At 65.1% G+C, this 26,275-nt stretch carries 31 protein-coding genes; 7 read left to right on the top strand and 24 right to left on the bottom strand.

The genetic code is table 11. The annotated features are described in order from the left end of the window. Positions 1 to 20 precede the first annotated feature (20 nt). The 8 genes from argB to gluQRS all read right to left on the bottom strand — a co-directional run bounded on the left by argB (position 21) and on the right by gluQRS (position 6,544). On the bottom strand, positions 21 to 890 hold the full coding sequence (gene argB / locus ACOJSI_RS11930; RefSeq protein WP_420138508.1) for an acetylglutamate kinase: 870 nt from the start codon (positions 888 to 890) through the stop codon (positions 21 to 23). Between the two features lie 10 nt (positions 891 to 900). Next, complete coding sequence (locus ACOJSI_RS11925) at positions 901 to 1,548, bottom strand: queuosine precursor transporter (RefSeq protein WP_420138507.1); 648 nt, start codon at positions 1,546 to 1,548, stop codon at positions 901 to 903. A 73-nt stretch (positions 1,549 to 1,621) separates the two neighbouring features. Further along, a complete protein-coding gene (locus ACOJSI_RS11920) occupies positions 1,622 to 2,491 on the bottom strand; it encodes a 3-hydroxybutyryl-CoA dehydrogenase (protein ID WP_420138619.1) in 870 nt (289 codons plus the stop codon). 37 nt (positions 2,492 to 2,528) lie between these two features. Continuing rightward, positions 2,529 to 3,521: an L-histidine N(alpha)-methyltransferase gene (gene egtD, locus ACOJSI_RS11915; RefSeq protein ID WP_420138506.1), complete on the bottom strand. Its 993-nt coding sequence runs from the start codon at positions 3,519 to 3,521 to the stop codon at positions 2,529 to 2,531. Next, positions 3,521 to 4,789: an ergothioneine biosynthesis protein EgtB gene (egtB, locus tag ACOJSI_RS11910; protein ID WP_420138505.1), complete on the bottom strand. Its 1,269-nt coding sequence runs from the start codon at positions 4,787 to 4,789 to the stop codon at positions 3,521 to 3,523. Before egtB ends, egtD begins: the two co-directional genes overlap by 1 nt. A 71-nt stretch (positions 4,790 to 4,860) precedes the next feature. Continuing rightward, a complete protein-coding gene (locus tag ACOJSI_RS11905; RefSeq protein ID WP_420138504.1) occupies positions 4,861 to 5,433 on the bottom strand; it encodes a cob(I)yrinic acid a,c-diamide adenosyltransferase in 573 nt (190 codons plus the stop codon). Positions 5,434 to 5,437: 4 nt separating this feature from the next. Beyond that, a complete protein-coding gene (locus tag ACOJSI_RS11900; RefSeq protein ID WP_420138503.1) occupies positions 5,438 to 5,677 on the bottom strand; it encodes a hypothetical protein in 240 nt (79 codons plus the stop codon). Between the two features lie 9 nt (positions 5,678 to 5,686). Beyond that, positions 5,687 to 6,544: a tRNA glutamyl-Q(34) synthetase GluQRS gene (gene gluQRS, locus ACOJSI_RS11895; protein WP_420138502.1), complete on the bottom strand. Its 858-nt coding sequence runs from the start codon at positions 6,542 to 6,544 to the stop codon at positions 5,687 to 5,689. Between the two features lie 188 nt (positions 6,545 to 6,732). Between gluQRS and ACOJSI_RS11890 the strand changes: the two genes are divergently transcribed. From ACOJSI_RS11890 to ACOJSI_RS11875, 4 genes are all read left to right on the top strand, one after another. Next, entirely contained in the window at positions 6,733 to 7,299 is a 567-nt protein-coding gene (locus ACOJSI_RS11890; RefSeq protein ID WP_420138501.1) for an HNH endonuclease, read from the top strand. 167 nt (positions 7,300 to 7,466) lie between these two features. Then, positions 7,467 to 8,654, top strand: coding sequence for an acyl-CoA dehydrogenase (locus tag ACOJSI_RS11885; protein WP_420138500.1), 1,188 nt, complete (start codon positions 7,467 to 7,469; stop codon positions 8,652 to 8,654). Further along, positions 8,654 to 9,232, top strand: coding sequence for a pyridoxamine 5'-phosphate oxidase (gene pdxH / locus ACOJSI_RS11880; RefSeq protein WP_420138499.1), 579 nt, complete (start codon positions 8,654 to 8,656; stop codon positions 9,230 to 9,232). Before ACOJSI_RS11885 ends, pdxH begins: the two co-directional genes overlap by 1 nt. Then, positions 9,229 to 10,011, top strand: a complete 783-nt coding sequence (locus ACOJSI_RS11875; RefSeq protein ID WP_420138498.1) for a PhzF family phenazine biosynthesis protein — start codon at positions 9,229 to 9,231, stop codon at positions 10,009 to 10,011. The genes pdxH and ACOJSI_RS11875 overlap by 4 nt, the downstream gene beginning before the upstream one ends. An 8-nt stretch (positions 10,012 to 10,019) precedes the next feature. Here the strand turns inward: ACOJSI_RS11875 and mnmA are convergent, their stop codons facing one another. Next, positions 10,020 to 11,126: a tRNA 2-thiouridine(34) synthase MnmA gene (gene mnmA / locus ACOJSI_RS11870; RefSeq protein WP_420138618.1), complete on the bottom strand. Its 1,107-nt coding sequence runs from the start codon at positions 11,124 to 11,126 to the stop codon at positions 10,020 to 10,022. A gap of 164 nt (positions 11,127 to 11,290) precedes the next feature. On the opposite strand from mnmA, the gene ACOJSI_RS11865 reads away from it, so the two are divergent. Beyond that, on the top strand, positions 11,291 to 11,545 hold the full coding sequence (locus tag ACOJSI_RS11865; RefSeq protein ID WP_420138617.1) for a GlsB/YeaQ/YmgE family stress response membrane protein: 255 nt from the start codon (positions 11,291 to 11,293) through the stop codon (positions 11,543 to 11,545). Positions 11,546 to 11,604: 59 nt separating this feature from the next. Here the strand turns inward: ACOJSI_RS11865 and ACOJSI_RS11860 are convergent, their stop codons facing one another. From ACOJSI_RS11860 to ACOJSI_RS11850, 3 genes are all read right to left on the bottom strand, one after another. Next, positions 11,605 to 12,297: an SIMPL domain-containing protein gene (locus tag ACOJSI_RS11860; RefSeq protein ID WP_420138497.1), complete on the bottom strand. Its 693-nt coding sequence runs from the start codon at positions 12,295 to 12,297 to the stop codon at positions 11,605 to 11,607. A 120-nt stretch (positions 12,298 to 12,417) separates the two neighbouring features. Then, on the bottom strand, positions 12,418 to 14,490 hold the full coding sequence (gene ligA, locus ACOJSI_RS11855) for an NAD-dependent DNA ligase LigA (protein ID WP_420138616.1): 2,073 nt from the start codon (positions 14,488 to 14,490) through the stop codon (positions 12,418 to 12,420). A 46-nt stretch (positions 14,491 to 14,536) separates the two neighbouring features. Continuing rightward, the gene (locus tag ACOJSI_RS11850) at positions 14,537 to 15,460 is read right to left on the bottom strand and encodes a LysR family transcriptional regulator (RefSeq protein ID WP_420138496.1); all 924 of its coding nucleotides are present in this window, start codon (positions 15,458 to 15,460) and stop codon (positions 14,537 to 14,539) included. A gap of 115 nt (positions 15,461 to 15,575) precedes the next feature. Between ACOJSI_RS11850 and ACOJSI_RS11845 the strand changes: the two genes are divergently transcribed. After that, positions 15,576 to 16,274, top strand: coding sequence for a pirin family protein (locus ACOJSI_RS11845; RefSeq protein ID WP_420138495.1), 699 nt, complete (start codon positions 15,576 to 15,578; stop codon positions 16,272 to 16,274). 84 nt (positions 16,275 to 16,358) lie between these two features. Continuing rightward, a complete protein-coding gene (wrbA, locus tag ACOJSI_RS11840) occupies positions 16,359 to 16,958 on the top strand; it encodes an NAD(P)H:quinone oxidoreductase (RefSeq protein ID WP_420138494.1) in 600 nt (199 codons plus the stop codon). 40 nt (positions 16,959 to 16,998) lie between these two features. Here wrbA and ACOJSI_RS11835 read toward each other — a convergent pair whose 3' ends face one another. The 12 genes from ACOJSI_RS11835 to ubiM form a co-directional block, all read right to left on the bottom strand. Beyond that, positions 16,999 to 17,952, bottom strand: a complete 954-nt coding sequence (locus tag ACOJSI_RS11835) for an alpha/beta hydrolase (RefSeq protein WP_420138493.1) — start codon at positions 17,950 to 17,952, stop codon at positions 16,999 to 17,001. 140 nt (positions 17,953 to 18,092) lie between these two features. Beyond that, the gene (locus ACOJSI_RS11830) at positions 18,093 to 18,614 is read right to left on the bottom strand and encodes a DUF1697 domain-containing protein (protein ID WP_420138492.1); all 522 of its coding nucleotides are present in this window, start codon (positions 18,612 to 18,614) and stop codon (positions 18,093 to 18,095) included. A gap of 9 nt (positions 18,615 to 18,623) precedes the next feature. Continuing rightward, complete coding sequence (locus tag ACOJSI_RS11825) at positions 18,624 to 18,968, bottom strand: VOC family protein (RefSeq protein ID WP_420138491.1); 345 nt, start codon at positions 18,966 to 18,968, stop codon at positions 18,624 to 18,626. A gap of 1 nt (position 18,969) precedes the next feature. Continuing rightward, entirely contained in the window at positions 18,970 to 19,647 is a 678-nt protein-coding gene (lexA, locus tag ACOJSI_RS11820) for a transcriptional repressor LexA (protein WP_420138490.1), read from the bottom strand. A gap of 57 nt (positions 19,648 to 19,704) precedes the next feature. After that, entirely contained in the window at positions 19,705 to 20,883 is a 1,179-nt protein-coding gene (locus tag ACOJSI_RS11815; protein ID WP_420138489.1) for a molybdopterin molybdotransferase MoeA, read from the bottom strand. After that, complete coding sequence (gene moaC / locus ACOJSI_RS11810; RefSeq protein ID WP_420138488.1) at positions 20,880 to 21,350, bottom strand: cyclic pyranopterin monophosphate synthase MoaC; 471 nt, start codon at positions 21,348 to 21,350, stop codon at positions 20,880 to 20,882. Before moaC ends, ACOJSI_RS11815 begins: the two co-directional genes overlap by 4 nt. Further along, entirely contained in the window at positions 21,347 to 22,135 is a 789-nt protein-coding gene (gene trpC, locus ACOJSI_RS11805) for an indole-3-glycerol phosphate synthase TrpC (RefSeq protein ID WP_420138487.1), read from the bottom strand. Before trpC ends, moaC begins: the two co-directional genes overlap by 4 nt. Positions 22,136 to 22,183: 48 nt before the next feature. Then, on the bottom strand, positions 22,184 to 23,176 hold the full coding sequence (trpD, locus tag ACOJSI_RS11800; RefSeq protein WP_420138486.1) for an anthranilate phosphoribosyltransferase: 993 nt from the start codon (positions 23,174 to 23,176) through the stop codon (positions 22,184 to 22,186). Then, the gene (locus ACOJSI_RS11795; protein ID WP_420138485.1) at positions 23,173 to 23,760 is read right to left on the bottom strand and encodes an anthranilate synthase component II; all 588 of its coding nucleotides are present in this window, start codon (positions 23,758 to 23,760) and stop codon (positions 23,173 to 23,175) included. The genes trpD and ACOJSI_RS11795 overlap by 4 nt, the downstream gene beginning before the upstream one ends. 99 nt (positions 23,761 to 23,859) lie before the next feature. Further along, complete coding sequence (locus ACOJSI_RS11790; RefSeq protein WP_420138484.1) at positions 23,860 to 24,597, bottom strand: sterol desaturase family protein; 738 nt, start codon at positions 24,595 to 24,597, stop codon at positions 23,860 to 23,862. An 81-nt stretch (positions 24,598 to 24,678) separates the two neighbouring features. Next, a complete protein-coding gene (locus ACOJSI_RS11785) occupies positions 24,679 to 25,077 on the bottom strand; it encodes a group II truncated hemoglobin (RefSeq protein ID WP_420138483.1) in 399 nt (132 codons plus the stop codon). Between the two features lie 15 nt (positions 25,078 to 25,092). After that, complete coding sequence (ubiM, locus tag ACOJSI_RS11780) at positions 25,093 to 26,262, bottom strand: 5-demethoxyubiquinol-8 5-hydroxylase UbiM (protein ID WP_420138482.1); 1,170 nt, start codon at positions 26,260 to 26,262, stop codon at positions 25,093 to 25,095. Positions 26,263 to 26,275 lie beyond the last annotated feature (13 nt).

The raw sequence follows: 26,275 nt of genomic DNA, 5'->3' as shown, positions 1-26,275 counted from the left end.
TGGGGCACTTAGCGCCACCCTCAGGCGCGTCGCACCAGCGTGCCCGCACCCTGTCGCGTAAAGATTTCAATCAGCATCGCATGCGGCACCCGCCCGTCAAGGATCACCGCCGCATCGACGCCACCTTCGACCGCATCGATGCACGTCTGCAATTTGGGGATCATGCCGCCGTGGATCGTGCCGTCGGTCTGGAGCCCGGCAATGTCCGCCGGCGTCAGATCGCTTAGCAGACGTTTGCTTTTGTCGAGCACGCCCGGTACGTCCGTCAGCAGGAACAGGCGCTCGGCGCCGGTCGCGATCGCGAGCGCACCCGCCATGGTGTCGGCGTTGATGTTATAGGTCTGGCCGTCGGTTCCGACCCCGATCGGCGCCACGACCGGGATCATGCCGGCCTTGCTGATCGTATCCAGGATGCGCGTGTCGACATCGTCCGGCTCGCCGACAAAGCCAAGATCCTGTGCGCCCTGCACCTTGGTGGCGGTAACCAGCCGGCCATCCTTGCCGGAGATGCCGACCGCGCGGCCGCCTTCGGCTGCGATCCAGGAGACGATCTCCTTGTTGATCGCGCCGGAAAGGACCATTTCCGCGACCTTCATCGTCGCCGCGTCGGTCACCCGCAATCCGTCGACGAAGCGGCTCTCAATCCCTTGTGCCTTCAGCGCCGCGCCGATCTGCGGTCCGCCGCCATGGACGACGATCGGATTGATGCCGACCGCTTTCAGAAGCACGATATCCTCGGCGAAGTCCTCCGCCGCCTCGGCATCGCCCATCGCGTGGCCGCCATATTTTACGACAAAGGTGCTGCCGGCGTAGCGCTGCATATAAGGCAGCGCCTCGGCCAGCGTTTCGGCCTTGAACAGCAGAGCGGGATCGACGGAGTGATCGGTCATGCGCGCGCCCTTAAGCGGGGGTGGCGCCTGCGTCCAGTTTTCGCCCGATCGCGACGAACAATGTGATCAGCCACGGCACCAACACGATCGACAGCAGTACCTTGGTCAGCATCTGCCCACCCATCAGGGCCAGGATCGGCCGTTCGCCATAGAAGGAAATGGTGATGAAGATCAGCGTGTCGACCACCTGCGACACCACGCTGGCCACCATGCCGCGCAGCCAGAGGAGCCGGCCCGCGCCAGCGGCCAGCTTGGAGAAGATCAGGACGTTGAGCGTCTGCGATGTCCCATAAGCGATCAGCCCGGCCACCATCATGCGGGCGCCTTGCCCCACCACGATCGGGAAGGCCTCAACCGCGGGGGCATACATGCCGGGATCGGTCGGCAAGGCGAGCACCAGCCGGATCAACAATGCGGCCGAAATCAGCGGAAGGAAGCCCCAGCGCACCATCGCATCGGCAGTCTTGCGGCCGTGCAGTTCGGATACGGCGCTGCCCATCACCACGAGCAGGAGGAAGGCGAAGATGCCCGCTTCCACGGCCAGCGGCCCCAGGGCGACCTGCTTCACCCCCAATATGCCCGCGGTCGTGACCATGCCGCCGTAAAAGAGCGAGAAGACGAACAGGGAGCGGGGGATTGCGGGCTTCGGTCTTTCCATCCCCGCACTGCCTAACGCATGGCGCGCGCCTGTCATGCAAAAAAGTGCGAAGGCTGCCGGCGACCGGATCGGTCTAGCGCGTCGGCACCGGCTCCGGCCCGGAATAATCGTAAAAGCCGCGGCCCGTCTTCCGTCCCAGCCAGCCGGCATCGACATATTTGACCAGCAAGGGCGCGGGCCGGAATTTCGGATCTCCGGTACCCTCGTACAGCACCCGCGCGATTTCCAGGCAGGTGTCGAGACCGATGAAGTCCGCCAGCGTGAGCGGGCCCATCGGATGGTTGAGGCCCAGGCTGACCGCCGCATCGATATCGCGCACGCCGGCGACGCCCTCGCCCAAGGCGAAGATGGCCTCGTTCAGCATCGGCAGCAGCACGCGATTGACGATGAAGCCGGGCGCGTCATTGGCGTGCACGACCGTCTTGCCCAGGCTGTTCGCAAAGGCTTCGACCCGGCTGACCGTATCCTCCGACGTGGCCAGCCCGCGGATCAGCTCGATCGGCTTCATCACGGGGACCGGGTTGAAGAAGTGGACCCCCATGAAGCGGGTGGGATCCGGTGCGGCCTGCGCCAGCCGCGTGATCGGGATGGAGGAGGTATTGCTGGCAAGAACGGCGTCGGGCCGCATCACCTTGCCGACTTCAGTGAAGATGGCGCGCTTGATCTGCTCGCGCTCGGTTGCGGCCTCGATCACGATCTCCGCATCCGCAAAAGCGTCATAGTTGGCCTGCGGGTCGATCCGGGCGGCTGCGGCCTCGGCATCGGCGGTGCTGATCTGTTCCTTCTCGGCCGCGCGGGCGAGGCGCTTGGCAATCCCGGCTTTTCCCTTCTCCGCCTGCGCGATGCCGATGTCGGACAGCAGCACGCGATAGCCCGATTGCGCCGCAACCTGTGCGATCCCCGCGCCCATCTGTCCCGCGCCGATTACGCCTATGGCCTTCATCATGATTCCCATGTTGTTCGTGTCGAGAGGGGTGCGTTCAGGGCGCGATCGGCTCGGGCCGGGCCTCTGCCAGGATCAGCGAGAACATCTCTTTCTCGTCGCTCCATTCCCGCACCGGGGTCCATCCGCCGGCGGCGAGCAGCTGGCGGGCGCTGCGTGGCGTATATTTGTGGCTATTTTCGGTGTGGATCGTCTCGTCCGCGCCCATTTCGAAATGCCGGCCTGCAATCATGAAGCTGACATCGCGCGTAGCCGCAAGGTGCATCTCGATCCGGGACCAGGTGTCGTTCCAGATCGCGCGATGCTTGAATGCGTCGAGCGGGATGTCGCCATCCAGCTCGCGATTGATCCGGTGCAGCAAGTTGAGGTTGAACGCCGCTGTCACCCCGGCCCGGTCGTCATAGGCCCGGATCAGGATATCCGTTTCCTTCACCCGATCCATGCCGATCAGCAGCATCGCGCCGACGCCCATCGTCTCGATCATGTCGCGCAGCAGGTTCACGCCCGACCGCGGCACCAGATTGCCGATCGTCGATCCGGGGAAAAAGCCCAGCTTGGGAAGGTCGTCGATATCCGCCGGCAGGGCGACAGGCTGCATGAAATTGGCTTCGACCGGCAGAACCGAAAGCTGGGGGAAGCGCCCGGACAAGGCGGCCGCCGATTCGCGCAAAAAATCGCCGGAAATATCGATCGGCACATGGGCCGAAGGCTCGATCGCGGTGAGCAGCAGCGGGGTCTTGACCGAGGATCCCGATCCAAATTCCACCACGGCGCGGCCCGGGCCGGCGATCCGCCCGACATCCACGCTATGGGCCGCCAGCAGGCCGCTTTCGGTGCGCGTCGGATAATATTCCGGCAGCGCGGTGATCTCTTCGAACAATTCCGAGCCGCGCCGGTCATAGAACCAGCGGGCTGGGATGGCCTTCTTGCGTTGCGACAGGCCTTCGATCACGTCGGCCAGAAAGGCAGGGTCCGCCTCCGGCGGCGTGGGCAGATCACGCTCCGCCAGGATCGTCTCTGACTGAAGCATTACAGATCTTTCGCAAGCCGCATGCCGGTGAATTGCCAGCGTTGCCAGGGGTAGAAAAAGTTGCGGTAGGAAGCGCGGCTGTGGCCGCGCGGGGTGGCGCAGCTCGCCCCCTTCAGCACCGCCTGCCCGCTCATGAATTTGCCATTATATTCACCGACCGCACCTGCGGCCGGGGAAAAGCCCGGATAGGGCAGGAAGGCGCTTGCGGTCCATTGCCACACATCTCCGAACATCTGCCCGGGGGAATTGCTCCAGTGCGCGGCGCGCGGGCGGACCGGTCCGGCGCGATCGAGCTGGGTTCCGGCGGTCGGATCGAGCGCGGCCGCCGCGCTTTCCCACTCCGCCTCCGTCGGCAGGCGCGCGCCGGCCCAGCGCGCATACGCATCCGCTTCATAATAGCTAATATGCGTCACCGGGGCGGCAGGATGGACCGGGTGCAGTCCATCGAGCGCGAAGGCGAACCATCGTCCCTCCACCATCCGCCAGTAAAGCGGCGCCGTGACGCCCTCGCGCTTCACCCAGGCCCAGCCATCGGACAGCCACAGGTCCGGGCGGCGATAGCCGCCGTCGGCGATGAAGCCCTGCCACTCGGCATTGGTGATCGGACGGTCTGCCAGCGCATGCGGCGCCAGATAGACGCGGTGGCGCGGGCCTTCCGCGTCGAATGCGAAGCCGTCGCCGTCATGGCCGATCTCGACCAGACCCTCATGCCCCTCCATCCAACCGAGCGGAGCCGGCATTGGTACGGGTATGTTGCGCGGCTGATCCCAAACCGCCGGATCGAGCGGATTGGCGGCAAAGCTGGCCAGCAGGTCGGTCAGCATCAATTCCTGATGCTGCTGTTCGTGGTTGATGCCGAGCCGGATCAGTTCCTGGGCGGCCGGCGCTAGCGAGGGCAGTGCGGCAAGCAGCTGCGCGTCGACGACCGCACGCCAGGCCTTGATCTCGTCCAGGCTGGGACGCGCCAGCATGCCGCGGCGGTCGCGCGCATGGCGTGCCCCTTCGGCCTCGTAATAGCTGTTGAACAGGAAGGCATAATGGGGGTCGTACGGCTGATGCCCGGTGACATGGTCGCGCAAAACGAACGTTTCGAAAAACCAAGTGGTGTGGGCCAGATGCCATTTGGCCGGCGAAGCGTCGGGATAGGGCTGGATGGTTGCGTCGGCATCGGACAAGGGCGCCGCGATGTCGATCGACAGATCGCGCGTGCGCTGAAACGCCGTCTCGAGTGGATATGCCTCAGCAAGCTCTTGAGCGCGCGCGGCCATGGCGATGTCCCCCGTTGGCCCAGCGCCGACGTGGCGCCTTTACCTTTAAGATCGTTACGATAACGCTTCAATCAACCCCGTGTTGCGCCGGGCTTCCACAATATGTCGCCACCCGCTTGCATATTCAGCAGCCTGGCGAGAACGAAAAGATGATCCGAAAGCCGGTTGATATAGGCCAGCGCTTGCGGATTGAGCGCCACTTCGGTCGCCGCCGCGACCGCGGTTCGTTCGGCGCGGCGGGTCACGGCCCGGGCCAGATGAAGCTGGGCGGCGGCGGGCAAGCCACCCGGCAGGATGAAAGACGTCAGCTCCGACAAGGCGTCGTTCATCCGGTCGATCTCATGTTCCAGCCGCGCCACCTGCGCTTCCGTGATGCGCAGCGTCATGTCCGACGGGGCGAAATCCTCCCCCGGCGTCGCAAGATCGGCGCCGAGATCGAACATCTCGTTCTGGATGCGCGCCAGCATCTCGCGCTCCGGTCCCGCGCTCAGGCTCGCCGCGGCAATCCCGATCGCACAATTGGCCTCGTCGACATCGCCGATGGCGGCGATCCGCAGCGATGCCTTGCTGACGCGCGATCCGTCGACCAGCCCGGTGCTGCCGGCGTCGCCGGTGCGCGTATAGATGCGGTTGAGCTTGACCATCGCCTTAGCCGGCGTGGCCGCGGGCGATCATCAGGAACAAAGCGGCCAGCACGACGGCGATCGCCTGGAACTGGATGCGCCGCCACATCATGCGGTTCTGCTGCAGGCCCGACGTGCTGACACCCTGGCCGTTCACCTCGTCGCGATTGGCTTTCAGCATCACGATCACACCCCGCACGACCGAAACCAGGGCGCCGATCGCGCACAGGATGATGAGGATGAACAGAAAGGTTTGCATGGTCATGACCCCTATCTAGGCCTTGCCTGGCGCCACGCCAATGGGGACGCGCCCGCTTCGAAGCGAGGCGATCAATCTGTCCGGGTCGGCACCCTCGGCGCGCAGTGTCGCGAGCGGCATGGCCCCATTCCGCTTGGCCAACCGCGCACCGTCTGCGCCTACCAGCAGCGGATGGTGGTGGTAGGCCGGGGTCGGCAGGTCCAGCAGCGCCTGAAGCAGGCGATGGACGTGGGTCGCCGCGGACAGATCGACCCCGCGCACGACATCGGTCACGTCTTGCGCCGCATCGTCGATCACGACGGCCAGATGATAGGATGTCGGCGTCTCCTTGCGCGCCAGCACCACGTCGCCCTGCGGCAGCGGATCGGCCGCGATCCAGCCGGCCGTGGCGTCATGCCACCGCAGCGGGCCGACGCGGGCGACGGCACGCGCCATGTCCAACCTCCAGCAATGCGGTTCCCCCGCCCGGCGGGCGCGCACGTCGCTGTCCAGGCTGCGGCAGGTGCCGGGATAGACCTGACCTTCCGGGCCATGCGGTGCGCTGGCGCTGGCCGCGATCTCCGAACGCGTGCAGAAGCAGGGATAGAGCAGGTCCTGGTCCTTCAGCCGCTCCAGCGCGGTAGCATATACCGGCATCCGGCGCGATTGCCGGATCACCTCGCCATCCCATGTCAGCCCAAGCCAGCGGAGATCCTCCTCGATGCCGGTGACGAAGGTTTCCCGGCTGCGCGTCCTATCGATGTCCTCGATCCGCAACAGGAAGCGGCCGGCGGCATGGCGGGCAAGGTCGTGCGCCCGAACGGCGGAATAAGCATGGCCCAGGTGCAGGCGCCCGGTGGGGCTGGGTGCGAACCGCGAAATGCGCAAAGTCATTGCCTCCCGTAAAAACGGCGCTTGACCGCGAGTCGCGACAATGGTGTCATGCTTACGTCACGCTGCTCTGGCAGGCGGCAGGACGACGGAGACGCAGCGGCAATCAGCCTCTTGCCTCCCGAGTGCGACGGGACCGAGTGACGATCCTGGCCGGTGCGCTCCGCCGACGCGGAGGGCTTGGTCGTTCCATGTATCATCCTGATCTTATTCGGCATCCGGACTCGTGTCCCACTCTGGTCTTGAACGCGGATTATACGCCGCTGTCTTATTACCCGCTGTCCATCTGGCCGTGGCAGACCGCGATCAAAGCGGTCTTCCTCGATCGGGTCGCCATCGTTTCGCACTACGAACGCGAGGTGAGAAGCCCGACGCATACACTCAAGCTCCCGTCGGTGATCGCGCTCAAGCAATATGTGCGGCCATCGGCGCATCCCGCCTTTACGCGGTTCAACCTGTTCCTCCGGGATCGGTTCTCCTGCCAATATTGTGGCTCGCTGAGTGATCTGACCTTCGATCATGTCGTCCCCCGCGCGCAGGGCGGCCGCACGACGTGGGAAAATGTCTCCACCGCCTGCGCACCCTGCAATTTGCGCAAGGGTGGACGAACGCCGCGCGAGGCCGGCATGCGGTTGGATGAGCAGCCCTATCGGCCGACATCCTGGCAGCTGCAGGAAAATGGTCGCAGCTTCCCGCCAAACTATCTGCACGACTCCTGGCGCGACTGGCTTTACTGGGACATCGAATTGGAGGCGTAGACAGTCCGGCTGGTACGCCGTTCGTCCCGAGTAGCTGTCGAGCCTGTCGAGACAGCATATCGAGGGATGTCTCGATACGGGTTCTCGGCTGCGCGCGAACCCTACTCGACACGAACGGCTCCTTGGATGTTGCCACGTCTCCGCAGACAGTCGATGGAGCAGAGATCGTGGCCGCCGGTAGCGTATTCCAATGGGACGACCCGCTGTTGCTGGAAGACCAGCTCGGCGAAGAAGAAAAGATGATCCGCGATACGGCCCGTGCCTACGCGCAGGATCGTCTCGCCCCACGCGTGCAGGAAGCCTACGCGAACGAGCATACCGACCGCGCAATCTTCGACGAGATGGGCCAACTCGGTCTGCTCGGCGTAACCTTGCCCGAACAATATGGCGGCGTCGGTGCCTCCTATGTCAGCTACGGCCTGGTCGCACGGGAGATTGAGCGTGTCGATTCAGGCTATCGTTCGATGATGAGCGTCCAGTCCTCGCTCGTGATGTTCCCGATTCACGCTTACGGCTCCGACGCGCAGCGTGCGCGTTGGCTGCCGAAGCTGGCCGCGGGCGAGACGGTCGGCTGCTTCGGTCTGACCGAGCCGGAAGCCGGCTCCGATCCGGCCGGCATGCGCACACGCGCCGAAAAGATCGACGGCGGCTATCGGCTGACCGGCGAAAAGATCTGGATCACCAATTCGCCGATTGCCGACGTGTTTGTCGTGTGGGCCAAGTCCGATGCGCATGACGGCAAGATCCGCGGCTTTGTGCTGGAAAAAGGCATGAAGGGTCTGAGCGCCCCCAAGATCGAGGGGAAGCTTTCGCTGCGCGCCTCGGTCACCGGCGGGATCGTGATGGAGGGCGTCGACGTCCCGGAAGATCATCTCCTGCCCAACGCGCAGGGATTGGGCGGCCCGTTCGGCTGCCTCAACCGCGCCCGCTACGGCATCGGCTGGGGCGTGATGGGCGCGGCTGAAGATTGCTGGCATCGTGCCCGCCGCTATACACTCGACCGGCGCCAGTTCGGCCGGCCGCTGGCCGCGACCCAGCTCGTCCAGAAGAAGCTGGCCGACATGCAGACGGAAATCACGCTTGGCCTGCAGGCGGCGTTGCGCGTCGGCCGGCTGTTTGACGAGGGCAAGATGGCGCCGGAAATGATCAGCCTGATCAAGCGCAACAATTGCGGCAAGGCCTTGGATATCGCGCGATTGGCGCGTGACATGCACGGCGGCAACGGTATCACCGGGGAATATCACGTCATTCGCCACGCCCAGAATCTGGAGACGGTGAACACCTATGAAGGCACGCATGACGTCCATGCCTTGATCCTGGGCCGCGCCCAGACCGGCCTGCAGGCGTTCGGCTGATGGTGACGGATCCCTTCGCCCTGTTCGAAAGCTGGTACGCCGAAGCGCGTGCAAGCGAGCCCAACGACTCCAATGCCATGACCGTCGCCAGCGTTGGCGCCGACGGGCAGCCGTCATCGCGCATGGTGCTGCTGAAGGGTCATGATGCGCGCGGCTTCGTCTTCTACACCAATCTGCAGAGCCGGAAGGCGCGCGAGCTGATCGACCGTCCCAAGGCGGCCCTGTTGTTCCATTGGAAGTCGTTGCGCCGCCAGATCCGGATCGAAGGGCCCGTCAGCGAAGTGTCGCAGGATGAAGCCGACGCCTATTTCGCGACGCGCGGGCGGGATTCGCAACTGGGTGCGTGGGCGTCCGATCAGTCGCAGCCTTTGCCCTCGCGCGAGGTGTTCGAAGCGCGCTTCGCCGAGATTCAGGCCCGGTTCGACGGCCAGGACGTTCCACGGCCGCCCCATTGGTCCGGCTTCCGCGTTGAACCGCAGACGATCGAATTCTGGCAGGATCGGCCGCATCGGCTGCACGAACGCAGGCTGTTCCGGCGTGTCGCCGATGGCTGGCAAGAAGGATTGCTCTACCCATGACCACCTTGCCCTTCACCCAGGTCGATGCTTTTTCCGATCGCGCGTTCGGCGGTAACCCGGCCGCCGTGATGCCGCTCGAGGCGTGGCTGGATGATGCGACGCTTCAAGCGATCGGCGCCGAAAACAATCTGTCGGAAACCGCCTTCACCATTCCGGCGATCGGCGATGTCGACTTCGAGCTGCGCTGGTTCACGCCTGCGAACGAAGCCGCCCTGTGCGGGCATGCGACGCTCGCCACCGCCCACGTCCTGATCGGCGATCGGGAGGAGATCCGGTTCCGGACGCGCAAGGCCGGCATCCTGACGGTCCGCCGTGACGGCGACGGCTATGCGATGTCGCTTCCGGCGTGGAAGCCGGTGCCCAAGCCGATGCCGGAAATCGCGCAGGCGATCGGCGCCGTGCCGGTCGAAACCTTATGGCATGAGGGCGGATATTCGGTGCTGGTCTATGAGGACGAGGCGGCGATACGCAGCCTCAGCCCGGATTTTGCAGCGCTGCGCCCGGTTGGCGACATCCTGTATATCGCGACGGCTCAAGGCGACACGGCCGACATCGTCAGCCGCGCCTTTGCGCCCGGCGCTGGTATCGATGAGGATCCGGTGACGGGCTCCGCCCATGCCGTGACGGCGCCTTACTGGGCAGAGAAGCTCGGCCGCAACCGCTTCACTGCCTTCCAGGCCTCGGCCCGCGGCGGCCACATGACCTGCATTGTCGAAGGCGATCGCGTGATCCTTGGCGGAAAGTGCGTGACCGTCATCGAGGGGCGGTTCACGCTGTAACGCCGCCCTCAGGCGGCCTCCAGCTCCATCGCCACCGTCTGTTCGATCCAGCCGCCGCCCAGCACGCGATCGCCATCATACAGGACAGCGGCCTGGCCTGGCGCAACGCCATATTCGGGCGCATCGAAGTGGACGATCTCACCATCGAAGTGCGCCGGTACCGGCTTGGCCAGCGACCGCACCTTCACCGACAACGCGCCGCCGGTCGAGCCTCCCAGCCAATTGACGTCACTTAGGCGGGCGGCGCGCACCGCCAGGGCCTGACGCGGACCTACCACCAGCCGTCGTTCTGCGGGTTCGATCCGCACCACGTAAAGCGGTTCCGGCGTGCCCCCGATCTCGATGCCGCGCCGCTGGCCAACCGTGAACCCGGTGATCCCGCGATGCTGGCCGATCACGCGGCCGGAGAGATCGACGATGTCGCCGGCCGCCGCCGCTTCCGGGCGCAGCTTGCGCACCAAGGCGCCATAATCGCCATCCGGCACGAAGCAGATATCCTGACTGTCCGGCTTGGCTGCAACCGTCAGGCCGTACTCTGCCGCCAATTCTCGCACGCGCGACTTGGGCATGCCGCCAAGGGGAAAGCGCAGATAGTCGAGCTGGTCGCGCGTTGTCGCAAACAGGAAATAGCTCTGGTCGCGCGCGGGATCGAGCGCGCGGTGCAGCTCGGCGCCATGGGGGCCGACCACACGCCGGACATAATGGCCGGTTGCCAGACAGTCCGCGCCCAGCTCTCTTGCAAGTCGGAACAGATCGGTGAACTTCACGCTCTGGTTACAGCGGACGCACGGGATCGGCGTTCGGCCGGCGACATAATCGTCCGCGAAGCGATCGATCACGGCTTCGCGAAAGGCGCTCTCGTAATCGAACACATACTGGGCGATGCCGAGCCGCTCGGCGACCGCCTGCGCGTCGGCGATATCCTTGCCCGCGCAACAACTGCCGGCGCGCCCAACCGCGGCGCCATGATCGTAAAGTTGCAGCGTGACGCCGATCGTCTCCGCGCCGCTTGCTGCCGCCAATGCGGCCACGACCGAACTGTCGACGCCGCCCGACATGGCGACGACGATCCTGCGCTTGGCCGCGCTTCCCAGTTGAAACAGATCATCCACGATCGGTTGCCCATAGCGGATTGCTGCCAATATGGAAAATACTCTCCGGGCGTGCGCGCCTCGCGGTGCATCGGCACCGGAACAAAGCGGGCTAGCGGCGCGTATCCACCTCAGATCGCCGTAAAATTGTATCTGTTCGGCGGCGGCGAACAGGAGGGAAGAATATGATCGGATTTCTGGTATGGCTTATCGTCGGCGGCGTCGTCGGCTGGCTGGCAAGCATCATCATGCGCACGGATGCGCAGCAGGGGATCTTCTTGAACGTCATCGTCGGCATCGTCGGCGCGTTCATTGCAGGTTTGATCTTCAATGGCGGCACCATCAATCAAGCCATTACGCTCTACACGTTCTTGGTTTCGTTGGTCGGTGCGATCATTCTGCTCGCGATCGTGAATCTGGTCCGTCGCGGTTCGGTCCGCTAACCAGATTTCTTTTGGGAAAAGGCCGTCACGCGAAAGCGTGGCGGCTTTTTCATGTCCGCTTAATTCAGTTCGAACACGACCGAGAGTGTGACCGTCAGTTCCTGCTCCCCCGCCTCGACCGGGGTGCTGTCCGCCTTGCGCAAAGACATCGCCATCGGCCGCACGATCGGTGGCGAGCTATTCTCGCTTTCGCTGATCCGCACGATCCGCCGCACCCGCAGCCCGGCGGCCTTGGCGTAAACCTCGGCACGCGATCGTGCCGTCGCCAACGCCTTGGAGCGCGCTTCGTCCAAGGCTGCCTCGGGATGGTCGACGCTCAGTGTCGGCCCCTCGATCTGATTGGCACCGGCCGCCACCAGCGCATCCAGCACGCTGCCGGCGGATTTCAGGTCGCGCAGCCGGATCGAAACGCGGTTGCTCGCCTGATAGCCGATCAGGATCGGCGGCACGTTATCGGCATAGCGATATTGCGGCTGAAGATTGATCGCCTGGGTCTGGATATCGTTATCCGCCACGCCCGCCCGCTTCAGCGCGGCGACGGTGGAGGCCATGGCGTTGGCGTTGGTGCGCATGGCTTCGCCCGCTTTGTTGGCCTGGGTGACCACGCCGGCGCTGATCGTCATCAGGTCGGGCGTCCGGGTGGAGCTGCCCGTTGCGGAGATGTCCAGTTCGGTGCCCGAAATCGGTGTTGTCGTCACGTCCGCCATCGCAGGGTTGGCAGCCAGCAAGGTGAGCGGCAGCAGCTTTTTCATCGCACGATACTCCTGTTCCGGGAACGCCTGATCACTGAGACGCCCTGCATCCGCGCTGAACGCATGCGGAGGCGATCGTTCATGCGACGAAACGACCTCGGCAGCCGATCATCCGTGCGATCAGGCCAGACCGTCGGATCCAGCGACGATCGCGACCCAGCCGGCCTCGTCGATCACGCGAACCCCCAATTCCTTGGCCTTCTTCTCCTTGGAGCCTGCCCCCGGGCCCGCAACGACCAAATCCGTCTTCGCGGATACCGACCCGGAAACGCGCGCGCCAAGCTGTTCCGCCTGCGCCTTCGCCTCGTCGCGGCTCATCGTTTCCAGCGTTCCCGTGAAGACCACCGTCTTTCCGCTGACCGCGGATTGACGCACGTCGTTCGCGAAGGGCAGCGGATGCACCTGCGTCAACAGATCGTCCCACGCCTCGCGATTATGCGGTTCGGCAAAGAAATCGATCAGCGCTTCCGCCACTGCCGGCCCGACCCCGGATATCGCCTCGATCTCGGCGCGGGCCTGCGGATCGTCCTGCGCCGCGGTCGCAACCTCGGCGATGCGCTCGACCGTTCCGAACGCCTTCACCAGATCGCGCGCGGTGATCGCGCCAACATGGCGGATGCCCAGGCCAAACAGGAATCGCACCGGGTCGGGATGACGCTTCTCGTTGATCGCCTGGAGCAGGTTCGCCGCCCAGACATCCCCCTTCTTCTTGCGCGGCAGTAGCTGCTCTTCGGTCAACCGGAAGATGTCGGCGGGCGCATGGATCAGGCCGTCGTGAAAGAAGTCCTCGATCTGCTGCAAGCCGAGCCCGCGTATGTCCAGCGCGCCGCGCGAGCAGAAATGGATCAGGCGTTCGACCCGCTGTGCGGCGCAGATCAAGCCCCCGGTGCAGCGGTAATCGACCTCGCCTTCTTCGCGCTCGACCGTCGAATCGCAGACCGGGCAGTGAGTAGGGAAGGTCCAGCCAGCGCGCTGCTCCTCGCGGGTCAGATTCTCCACGATCTGCGGGATTACGTCGCCCGCGCGCTGGATCAGGACGCGGTCGCCCGGCCGTACGCCCAGCCGCTCGATCTCGTCCGCATTGTGCAGGGTCGCATTGGTGACGACAACGCCGCCGACGGTCACCGGCTCCAGTCGCGCCACCGGCGTCAGCTTGCCGGTGCGACCAACCTGGATGTCGATCGCGCGCAACGTGGTCTGCGCCTGCTGCGCCGGGAATTTGTGGGCGAGCGCCCAGCGCGGCGCCCGGCCGATCTGGCCCAGCCGATCCTGCCAATCCAGGCGATCGACCTTATAGACGACGCCGTCGATATCATAGTCGAGGTCCGCGCGCTGCGCCTCGATGCGACGATATTGGGCGAGCGCCGCAGCCACGTCCTCGCAGCGCACGCGTAGCGGCGTGGTGCCAAAGCCCCAGGCCTCCAGCGCATCCATCACCCCACTTTGCGTCTCTCCCGGCAAGGACGTCGCTTCACCCCACCCGTGGAAGATGAACCTCAGCGGGCGCGTGGCGGTGACCTTCGCATCCTTCTGCCGCAACGAACCGGCCGCTGCATTGCGCGGATTGGCAAATTGCCGCGCCTTGCTTTCATCCCCCGCTTCCCGGGCCGCCTCGATCAGACGTTGGTTCAGCGCGGCGAAGTCGGCTTTCGCCATATACACCTCGCCCCGTACCTCGAAGATGTCGGGCGCACCGGCCGGCAGGCTCTGCGGTACACCTTTCACGAAGGCGATATTGGGGGTGACATCTTCCCCGATCGTGCCGTCCCCCCGGGTCGCCGCTTGCACCAGACGACGCTGCTCATAGCGCAGCGAGCAGGACAGGCCGTCAATCTTGGGCTCGGCCGTCAGGGCAACCGGTGCGTCGTCGGCCAGGCGCAGGAAGCGGCGCACGCGCTGGACGAAATCCAGCACATCCTCGTCGGAAAAACCATTGTCCAGGCTCAGCATCGGTCGCGCGTGGCGCACCTTCGCCAGTGGGCCGCTCGGCGTTGCTCCTACTTTGCGCGACGGGCTGTCCTCCCGCACCAGGCTTGGGAAGCGCGCCTCCAGCGCTGCGTTGCGCTGCATCAGCGCGTCATATTCGGCGTCCGAAATCTCGGGCGCATCCTGATCATGATACAGCCGGTTATGATGCGCAATCTCGGCCGCCAGCCGTTCAAGCTCGGCAGCGGCATCGGCTTCGGTCAGCAAGTCGGGATCAGCCATCTCCCCCGCTTTCCACGCGTCCCCAGGCGGGTCAACCGGCTTCGCTTGTGCGTGCCCATGGTGCCTGGGCAAAGCGCTTGGCGAGATAGTCGATCAGCACGCGCACGCGGGCCGGACGCAGCGCATTGGGCGGTGTGAGCAGGTTGAGCGCGATCGCGGGCGCCGACCAGTCCGGCAGAATTTCTTCCAACTTTCCCTCGGCCAATCCCCGCCAGACAATGAAATCGGGCAACATCGCCATGCCATGACCCGCACATAAGGCCGGCAAGAACGCATCGCCGTTGTTGGATCGAATCCGCCCCCGCAGCGGCACGGCATATTCGCCCTCGGACCGATGGTGGAGCCGCCAGATCTCGGGATTGGCGACGCCGGTGTAGATCATCGTCTGGTGATCGACCAGTTCGCGCGGATGCTGCGGCCGGCCGTAGCGATCGAGATAGGCGGGGGCAGCCACGATCGGGGTGCGAATGGCACACAGGCGCCGCGCCCGCAGGCTGGAATCGCTCAGCGCCGCGATGCGCAGCGCGATATCGAAGCCGTCCCCGATCAGGTCGACCAGCGCGTCGCTCAGCTGCAGATCCAGATCGACATCGGGATATTGGGTCAGAAATTCGGGCAGGGCCGGTGCCAGATGTTCGAACCCGAACGACATAGGTGCGGCTATGCGCACCATGCCCCGCGGCGTATCGGCCTGATCCGACGCCTCCGCCTCCGCCGCTTCGCCTTCCGCCAGGATCCGCGCTGCTCGTGTAAGCGCCGCCTTGCCGGTTTCGGTCAGCGACAGCCGACGGGATGTGCGATGCAGAAGGGGGGCGCCCAAGCGCTGCTCCAGCCGCGCTACGGCCTTCGATACCGTGGGTTTCGACAGGCGCAATTCGCTCGCGGCTCGCGCGAACGAGCCCGTTTGGGCGATCTTGGCGAAAATCGCCCAGGCATCGAAATCGGGGAGACGCATCGGCGATCCGTAAACTTCTGGAAACGGTGTCTTGCTTTCAATTCTATTTTCTTAGCCTCTCCGTCAACTATTTAGGTTGGCGACGCCGGACACAGGCCCGGCACGGAGACACACCATGATCGACGTTCGTCCTTTCGATACTCTGGGTGCTGCCAACCATGGCTGGCTGGACGCACATCACCATTTCTCGTTCGCGGATTATTATGATCCCAAGCGCATGAACTGGGGCAACATCCGCGTCTGGAACGACGATGCGATTGCGCCCAACACCGGTTTTCCGCCGCATCCGCATTCGGACATGGAAATCATTACCTATGTCCGGGAAGGGGCGATCACCCACCAGGATAATCTCGGCAACAAGGGTCGCACCGAAGCCGGCGACGTGCAGGTCATGTCAGCGGGCAGCGGGATCACCCATGCCGAATATAATCTGGAAAAGGACACGACCCGCATCTTCCAGATCTGGATCATGCCCAGCCAGCGCGGCGGCAAACCCACATGGGGTGCGCGGCCGTTTCCCAAGGGCGATCGTTCCGGCAAGTTCGTAACACTGGCCTCTGGCTTTGCCGAGGATGGCGAGGCGCTACCAATCCGGACCGAAGCCCGCGTGCTCGGCGCGACGCTGAAGAAGGGCGAAACGACCGATTATCCGCTCGGCGCCCATCGCCATGCGTATCTCGTGCCCGCTACGGGGCGGATCGAGATCAACGGCGTGGCAGCCAATGCGCGGGATGGTATCGCCATCAGCGATACGGAAACCCTGTCGGTGACCGCGCTGGAGGATGCGGAACTGGTGATGGTCGACGCGGCCTAAGCAGCTACTTCTGGCCGGGGCGGGGGCGTGCATGTCACGAACCTGCCCCGGTCGTTCTGATAGTCACATCATGGGAGAATGACGATGAGCAAGGTTCTGGTCGTCTATTATTCGAGCTACGGCCATATCGAGCAGATGGCGCAGGCCGTCGCGGAAGGCGCGCGCGAGGCCGGCGCGACCGTGGACATCAAGCGCGTGCCGGAAACGGTGCCGGAAGAGATCGCCAAGGGTGCGCATTTCAAGCTGGATCAGGACGCGCCGATCGCGAACGTCAACGATCTCGCCGAATATGATGCTGTCATCCTCGGCCTGCCGACCCGCTTCGGCCGCATGCCGTCGCAAATGGCCGCCTTCCTCGATCAGGCCGGCGGCCTGTGGGCCAGCGGCAAGCTGAACGGCAAGGTCGGTTCCGCGTTCGGTTCGACCGCCACCCAGCATGGCGGCCAGGAAACCACCTTGTTCTCGGCCATCACCAACCTGCTGCACTTCGGCATGGTGATCGTTGGCCTGCCCTACAGCTATGAAGCGCAGATGGGCTTGAGCGAAGTGCATGGCGGCACACCTTACGGCGCCACCACCATCGCGGCTGGCGACGGCAGTCGCCAGCCGAGCAAGATCGAACTCGACGGTGCCCGCTTTCAGGGCAAGCATGTCGCCGAAATCGCGAACAAGCTGTTCGCCTGAACGTTCAAGGGCCGGGGCCGCGAACGCCCCGGCCTGTCTATCATACGAAGCCGTGCGTTTGCGCGAAGGCCAGGAACAGATCCGGCCAGCGCGTCGCGGTATTGGTCAACGGCATGCGCAATCCGAAACCGTGACCGCCGGCCTGAAAGACATGCAGTTCCGCCGCAATATGACGGGCGCGCAGCGCGGCGAACATCTGCAGGCTATTCTCCACCGGAACCACGTCGTCATCCGCCGCATGGATCAGGATGGTGGGCGGCGTCCGGTCCGTCACCGTCCGGTCGGGCGAGTAAGCGATAACATAGGCCGGGCTGGCGTCCTTGCCGATCAATTCGTTGCGTGAGCCGATATGGGCATGCTCGCCCATGCTGATCACCGGGTAGAGCAAGGCGGCAAGGTCGGGACGCGCCGAAAGCCGGTCGGCGGCATCGACCGGTGCGTAGACCGACGCGCCATGTCGAACCGCGAGCGAGGCGGCGACATGGCCGCCTGCCGAAAATCCCATTACAGCAACACGGCCTGGATCGATCTGGAACGTGGCGGCCCGAGCGCGGATCAGCCGCATCGCCCGCTGCGCATCCTGCAGCGGCACATCCGCCCGCTGCGCCCAGCCCCCACCCGGCAGCCGATAGCGCAACACGAAGGCAGTCACACCGCGTGCGTTCAGCCAGCGTGCCGTTTCATAGCCCTCCTTGTCGGTGACGACCCGCACATAGCCGCCGCCCGGTGCGATCAGCACCGCATTGCCGGTGGGTCTCGCCGGGCGAAATACGGTGATCGACGGCTCCGCAATCTGGTCGGCGTAGCGGTCGTGCGGCTGTCCAGGCGGTGCGCGTTCGATATAGCGTTCGGCAGGCAAGTTGGCCGGCGATCCCGGCGGTCGCCCCGGCCACAGCGGGATGATCTCGGTGGGATCGCCGCTTGCCGCGCTGGCCGCCCTACCTATGGTCGCGCTCGCCGCGGCAAGGGCCAATATGCTTCGCCGATCGATCATGCCGCTCTCCTATCGCGGCAGGATGGCGCCGCTTCGCAGCGGGCACAAGCGCGACGCCGCGTCGAATGCTTGATGCCGTACCGCAGCGGGAAGCATTATGTCATCGACACCACTGAAGCCGGAAAAGCGGGCGAACGCTTTTATTGTTGGGAGAGGATCTTCGCCATCTCCGCTAATTTCGTGACGCTGTTCATGTTCCGCGCCGTGCCCGCCTTGGCCGCCGGAATGCTCAGGCGGGAGTCCGCCATCCCCGCCCCATAAGAAATGTAGATAGCGCGATGGCCGAGGCGCATTTCCTCGTCCTTCACGTTCTTTGCTGCTGAGATCACGGCCTGGGATAGCGGTGCGTCAACGAACAAGGCGACTGTGCGGTTGCCGGGCCGATCGGAGAAAGGGTTGGCCTCAACCAGCGCATCCATCTCCGCCGCCGATCGGATCAGCACGCCGACCGGCTTGCCCGCATAGGTTTCGAGCGGCGCCTCGATCGCGGCGCGAACCTCGGCTTCGGACTTTTCGCTCGTGAAGACCACATTGCCGCTGGCGATATAGGTGCGCACCTGCGTTAGCCCCGCCGCCTCGCACATCGCCTTCAGATCCGTCATCGGCAGCTTGCCGGTTCCCCCGACATTCACCGCCCGCAATAGCGCGACGTAGGCGGTCATACCGGCATCTCAATCCGGCTTGTGCGCCGCCAGTTCATTGCCGTCGGGATCGCGAAAGTGGAAACGGCGCCCGCCCGGGAAGGTGAAGATCGGCTTGGTGATCGTGCCGCCATTCGCCTCCACCAGCGCCTGGGCCTCTTCCAGATCCTCGACCCGGATCACGATCAACGGGGCACGTGTCTGTTCCGCGGGATCGGCCTGCAGCCCCACATCGACGTCTCCTGTCAGCGTACAGGCATAGGTCGGGCCGAACCCGGTCATGGTCCAGCCGAAGGTCGCATCGTAAAAAGCCTGGGCGGCGGCAACGTCTGCCACCGGCAACTCCAGAAAGTCGGGCCGTGGCAGATCGGCCATATCAGTAACGACGCAGCAGGCCGGCCAGTCGGCCCTGAATGCGCACCTGGCCTGGGCGATAACGCTGCGGGTCATAGCTGCGGTTCGCCGGGTCGAGCCGGATCATCGAACCTTCGTGGCGGAAATATTTCAGTGTGGCTTCGGCATCGTCGATCAGCGCGACCACGATCTCGCCGTCGCGGGCGGTCTCAGCCTTGCGCACCAGCGCATAATCGCCGTCGAGGATACCGGCTTCGACCATCGAGTCGCCCGAAACCTCCAGCGCATAATGTTCGCCGGGACCGAGCAAGGCGGCCGGCACCGACAGGCTGTTCTGACCTTCCATCGCCTCGATCGGCATACCGGCGGCGATCCGCCCGTGCAGCGGCAATTCCAGCACGTCATTGGCGGCAGCCGGTGCAATCCGCGACGGTGGCGTGGCCACATTGGCCTTGGCGGCAGGTTCGCTGCCGGCCGCCTTGATCTGATCGGGCAGCCGCAAAATTTCCAGCGCGCGGGCCCGGTTCGGCAGGCGCCGGATGAAATGCCGTTCCTCCAGCGCAGAAATCAGGCGATGCACGCCCGACTTCGACTTCAGGTCGAGCGCCTCCTTCATCTCCTCGAACGACGGCGACACGCCCGTGTCGTTCAGGCGATCGTTGATGAAGCAGAGTAGCTCATGTTGCTTGCGGGTCAGCACAGCGTTTCCCCAGTGAAGGAACGTACCGGGAACGTGTAGGAAACGTTCTGGACGCTGTCAAGCGATCCTCATAATATCCACAATTTCATCCACAGCGGCCGGCGGTGCCCCCGCAGGGCGGACGATCAACGTATCGGCCAGCGTCAGCGCCGGCACCGACCCGCTGTCCTGACGGGTGAGCGGACAGGCCTTTCCGTCTACCATCACCGCCCGCACATAATCGTCACGCGCGCCGCCCGTCGGCAGCGGCGCCCCCAGGGGCGCGGACAGGAGCGGCGGTACAGGTTTGGCGGCGCCGCCCAGACGGGCCAACACCGGCAGCAGGAACAGATGCGCCGTCACGAATGCGGACACTGGGTTGCCGGGCAGACCCAGCACAATGGCATCTCCCAACCGTCCCGCGAACAGCGGTTTGCCGGGCCGCATCGCCACCTTCCAGAAATCCAGCGTAGCGCCAGCATCCATCAGTGCCGGCCGCACCAGATCATGATCCCCGACGGATGCGCCGCCAATCGTGACGATCACGTCGGCCTCCTGCGCACGTAGGGTGGCGACCAGGGCGTCCAGCCGGTCCGGCACCACGCCGGCATCGTGCACATCGGCCATGGTGCCGATCAGCGCCTGCAGCATGACGCCGTTGGAGGCAGGCAGCATGACCCCTTCGGTCGGAGCACCCGGCGCCACCAGCTCGTCGCCGGTCGAGATCAGCGCGACTCGCGGCCGCCGCCGCACCGCGAGCGTGCCATATCCGCCCATGGCCGCCGCAGCGATCCGTCCCGGCGTCAGCCGCTCGCCCGCGGCGATAAGACGTGCGCCATCGTCGAAGTCGGCGCCGCGCGGGCGGACGTGGGCGCGCGCCTGCGGTGGCCCCTCGCCTGCGAGCTGCAGCCGGTCGTCGCTGCGGGCGGCCTCCTCCTGTACCAGGATCGTGTCCGCGCCGTCCGGCACGGGGGCACCGGTGAAGATACGTGCCGCTTCGCCCGCACCGATGCGGCGGTCCATCCCGCCGCCGGCGCGGCTCTCCCCAATCACCCGCCAGGGGCCAGGCATATCGGTAAAACGGATGGCATAGCCGTCCATGGCGGAAAGGTCGGCCGCAGGCTGTGTCCGTCGCGCCGTCACATCCTCGGCGGCCCACCGGCCTGCGGCGTCGGCCAGGGTTTGCGTCTCGATCGGCAAGGGATCGGCCAGCGCGAGCAACCGCGCCTGCGCCTCGGCGACCGGAAGCAGGCTCACGGGCGCTGCCAATCCCCGGATCGGCCGCCGGCCTTGGCAACGAGCTGCACCGGACCGATCGTCATCGCGCGGTCGATCGCCTTCGCCATGTCGTATAAGGTCAGGAGCGCCACCGACACCGCCGTTAGCGCTTCCATCTCCACGCCGGTCTGGCCGGTCGTGACCACCGTCGCCCTGCAATCGATCCCGCCTTCCGTGAAGCTCAGGTCCACGCTGACCTTGGAAATGGGCAAGGGATGGCACAGCGGGATCAGATCCGATGTGCGCTTGCTTGCCATGATGCCGGCAATCCGTGCCACCGCCAGCGCGTCGCCCTTGGCAAGCGCGCCGGCGCGCATCGCCTCCAGCGCCTCGGCCGACATGGCGATATGCCCTGTCGCGGTCGCCTCGCGCCGGGTGGTCGCCTTGTCGGACACGTCCACCATATGGGCGGCGCCGGCATCGTCCAGATGCGTGAGCTTGCTCATGCGGCCAGCAACATACGGGTCGCGGCCTCGACGTCGGGCTGACGCATCAGGCTCTCGCCGACCAGGAAAGCCCGAACCCCATGCGCCGCCATCGCCTCAAGATCGGCGTGGCTGCCGATGCCGCTTTCCGCCACGAACAGGCATTCCGCCGGCGCCTGTGCAACCAGCTCATAGGTCCGGGCAAAATCCACCGAGAAATCGCGCAAGTCACGGTTATTGGCGCCGATCAATCGGGATTTCAGCCGCAGGGCCCGCTCAAGCTCGCCCGCATCATGGACTTCCACCAACGCGTCCATGCCCCTCTCGATGGCAGCCGCCTCGATCTCCGCCATCTGGGTGTCGTCCAGGGCGGCGACGATGATCAGGATCGCGTCCGCGCCCAGAGCGCGTGCTTCCGCCACCTGCCAGGGATCGATCATGAAATCCTTGCGCAGGCACGGCAGGGCGCAGGCCGCACGGGCGGCCATCAGGAAGGCGTCGGACCCCTGGAAATAGGGCTCGTCCGTCAGCACGGACAGGCATGCCGCCCCGCCCGCTTCATAGGCACGCGCATGTTCGGGGGGATTGAAGTCGGCGCGGATCAGGCCCTTGGACGGCGACGCTTTCTTGATCTCCGCGATCAGGGCGAAACCGTCTTTCGACTTGGCCTCCAGCATCCGGCGAAAGCCGCGCGGCGGCGACTGGCTTGCCGCGGCGTCATCCAAATCTCCCACGCTGCGAAGCGCCTTTGAAGCGGCGACATGGGCATATTTGGTTTCGAGAATCTGGGTGAGGCGGTTGCTCATGGTGCGCTTTCCTCCAGGTGGCGGACGGATCCGGGAATCGCCGCCATTCTAGAAAGCGATCCAGCAATTGAGCAGGGCATTGGCCAACCCCTTGTCGATTGCCTCGGCCGCTTCATCCACGCCTTCGCGCAAATCGGCCGCAGCGCCCGCGACGACCAGCGCGGCCCCGGCATTCAGTAGGACGGCGTCGCGATAGGCGCCGCGCTCGCCCTGCAACAGCGCCCGCAGCGCGGCCGCATTATAGGCCGCGTCGCCGCCACGAATGGCGTCCAGCCCATGCCGCTCGAGCCCGGCATCTTCCGGTGAGATGGTCGCACCGATCGAACATGGCCCGACCGGAACCGTCCGGCTCCGCCCGGCAATCGAAAGCTCGTCCAGGCTTTCTTCGCCGGAGACGACCAGGGCAGCCTCGGTCCCGAGTAATTCCAGCGCTTCGGCGACCGTCGCGAGGTAATCGACGCGCGCAACACCCATCAGCTGCCGTGTCACCCGGGCCGGGTTGGCGAGCGGGCCGACGATATTGAAGATCGTACGCCGCCCGATCGCCCTGCGGATCGGCGCCAGCCGACCCAATGCCGGGTGGTGCGTCTGCGCGAACAGGAAAGCGATGCCCAGATCGGCCAGGCTTTCCTCCGCCCGGGCGGCGGCGCGGTCGAGATCCAGGCCGAGCGCTTCCAGCGTGTCGGCCGCCCCCGCTTTGGAGGACGCAGCGCGATTGCCGTGCTTGGCGACAGGCACGTCGCATGCCGCAACCACGATCGCGACGGCCGTCGAGATGTTCAGGCTATGCGCACCGTCGCCACCGGTACCGCACACGTCGATCGCACCCTCGGGCGCGCGCACCTCGATCATACGTGCCCTCAGCGCGCGGGCGGCGGCGGCGATTTCGACGCTGGTCTCCTCGCGGATCGTCATTGCGGTCAGGAATTCCGCAATGGCCTGATCGTCGACCTTGCCGTCCAGAATGTCGGCGAACGCCTGCTCTGCGGTCTCATGCTCCAGCGGAGAGCTGGGATCGGGCAGGATCGCCAGCGTCGTCATGCGCGTTCGCGCGCTTCCATTCCAGCGAGTCGCATGAAATTGGCCAGCAGGTCGTGGCCATGCTCGGTCGCGATGCTCTCGGGGTGGAATTGCACGCCGTGGATGGGCAGCGTCGCATGGCGAAAGCCCATCACCGTGCCATCCTCCGTATGCGCGTTCGCGATCAACGTGCCCGGTGCCCCTTCCACCACCAGTGAATGGTAGCGTGTCGCCGTGAAGGGTGACGGGATGTCGGCGAACACGCCGCTATCGTCATGCAGGACCGGTGAGGTCTTGCCATGCATCAGCGCCTTGGCGCGCACCACAGTGCCGCCGAAATGCTGGCCGATCGCCTGATGGCCCAGGCACACGCCCAGCAGCGGCTTTTCCTGATCGGCGCAGGCTTCGACCAATTCCAGGCTGATCCCGGCTTCGTTCGGCGTGCACGGGCCCGGCGAAATCAGGAAGGCCTGCGCGCCGGACGACATGGCCTGGCCGACGCCGATGGCGTCATTGCGAACCACCTCAACCTCGGCACCCAGCTCCTGGAGATAGTGCACCAGGTTCCAGGTGAAGCTGTCATAATTGTCGATGACCAGGATCATGCGCCGCGCGGTAGGCGGCTGCTTGCCCTAAGGCAACTGAGACAGCGTTTGGACAGGTTAAGCGAAGGTTGGACCGTGGTGGGAATACGCCCTTCGCGATCAGGACCGGTTTGCCGTCTCTCGCATCTTCACCCACGGATAGGCGCGCGCCATTTCCTCGGTATAACCCAGGTTGAACACGGTGGCGCTTTTCGACGGCCGCTCCGCACGGGTGTATAAAGTCCCGAACAGGCGATCCCAGGCAAAATTGGTGATCCCGAAATTGCCGTCTTCGTCATGATAATGATGCTCCATATGTCGCCTTTTCAGCGTCGCCAGCCAGCGCTGGCGCGGCTTCCAGCCGAGATGCTGCACACAATGGGCGAATTCGTAGAAGCAGGTGCAGAGCAGGCCGGTGGCGAAACCGGCGAGCGCGCCGCCTGTACCGCCGATCAACCACCCGGGCAGGGCGGCGACGAACAGCAAGGTGGGCAAGGTCGTGTGAAGCGCGCCGAACAGGATTTCCAGCCGGTCCGGTTCCATATGATGATCATAGTGGATCCGCTTCCACAGGCCTGCCAGCGCGGGGACTTTGAACATCCACCGGCTGTGCAGCACCCAGCGGTGCAGCCCATACCAGATCAGCGGATAGGCCAGGGCAATCAGCAGGATTGTCGCCAGTGTCGGTACGGGCGGAGCGGGCCATCGCACGAAGGCGGCTGCGCTGAGCAGCGTGAGCGCCAGATAGATGAGGACTGCGTGATGCGAGAAATAGGCGTCCACCAGATCGCGAAGATCCATTTTGCCGAGATGATGGGTCCTGTTCCAGAACCTCTCGCTACCGGACATACGCGTCATGCTGTGCTTCCCGATCCATGATCGGACCGCCTTCGTCCGGGGCCGTGCAGCGCGCTTTGACGGCCGTCAAAGCTGCCGCCGTCAAGCCTGTCGGATCATCGCTGCAGCCATGCGCGCAAAGGCCTGACGCAGGATCGACGCCAGCGGGCGATCAACGCCGATGTCCTGCAGCGCTCGCTCCATTGCGTGGAGCCATTCGCCCGCAGTAGCTGGCGTTACGGCAAGGTCTGCATGCAGGGACATCACGCAACGGCTGTCCTGACGCATGAACCAATCCCGCGGACCGCCAAGCCAGCCGACGAGGAAGCCGGTCAGCGAAGCGCGAATGGGCGCGAGCTCCGCATGATGCATTGCTCGCAGCGCAGCATAACGCGGATCCTGGTCCATCAGGTCGTAGAAGCGATCGACCAGCTGCCGCACCGAATCGATACCGCCGATCTGCTCGAAGGCCGTAGGCATGATACGGGCAGTTTCGGTCACCGGCCGTCCCCTCTTTCAATGATGCATCAGCGCGTGGGACAGCGCCGCTCGAACCGGGCGCAAACGAGCGGCGGCGTGGAGTAGCGCGGGGCGCACCAACCGTGCCGCAGGCCGTTCGTCGGTATAGAGTTGCACGACGAAAGCGGTTGCTGCGAACACCGGCCCTGCGATCAGGCGATGCGCTGCTTCATAACGCCGTAGCAGCAATGGCGCGGCAATATCCTGCCCCACCGCCGCTGCGTGGGAAACGCGCTTCGCCAGCATGGTGGCGCCGCGCAGGCCGAGGTTGAAACCATGCGCTGTCACCGGGTGCATACCCACCGCCGCATCGCCTATCAGCGCCGCACGACGTGTCGCGAAATGATGGCTCCACACGGTCGCGAGTGGATATATGTGCGGGCGACTGACAGTCTGCATGGCGCCCAACCTGCCCGAAGATCGCGCCGTCAGCTCCCGCGCCAGGGTCACCGGATCGCCGCGCGCCAGCCGTGTCGCGGCGTCTTCGGTCAAGGTGAGTACGACGGACGAGTGACGCGGTGACAAAGGCAACAGCGCGATGGTTTGGCCATAGCCGAACCATTCCAGCGCAACACCATGGTGGTCCCGTCGATGGGCAACCTCGACCACGAGCATCGCTTTGCCGAGCCGCTCGACGTCTGCCCCTATGCGGAGCTTCTGCCGCACCTCGGAAAAGCGCGAATCCGCCCCGACCAGCAGCTTGCTCCGGACTGCCCTGCCGTCCTTCAGCACCACCATGGCATGGCGATTGTCACGTCTGATGTCCGCAATGCGAACATCCGTCATCAGCTCCAGACCGGGCTGGTTGCGGGTCGCATCGAACAATGCGCGACGAATATCGTGATTGGCGACGAGCTGGCCCAGCCGGCCTTCGCGGCCTGCTACCGGATCGACCGACAAAGCGACGGCCGATCTACCGTCGAGGACGGCTGCGCGCCGCAGCGGGTGAACTGCCGCCGGGATGATCTGCGACCAGGCGCCCAGCCGATCCAATATATCGACGGAGCGATGCGTCAGGGCGATGGCACGGCCATCCTCCGCGGGCTCGGCGATCGCCTCCCGCGGCTGCCGCTCGATCAGAATCGTCCGCAGTCCGCTGCCGTTCAACCCGCGTGCAAAGGCCAATCCCGCAGGTCCGGCGCCCACCACGATGACGTCGCATTCCATGCGCATGCGATAG

The sequence above is a fragment of the Sphingomonas sp. genome, assembly GCF_048595155.1.
GTDB lineage: Bacteria > Pseudomonadota > Alphaproteobacteria > Sphingomonadales > Sphingomonadaceae > Sphingomonas_I.
Note: the sequence above shows the minus strand (reverse complement) of the source record. Positions and strands in the feature narration are given on the sequence as shown.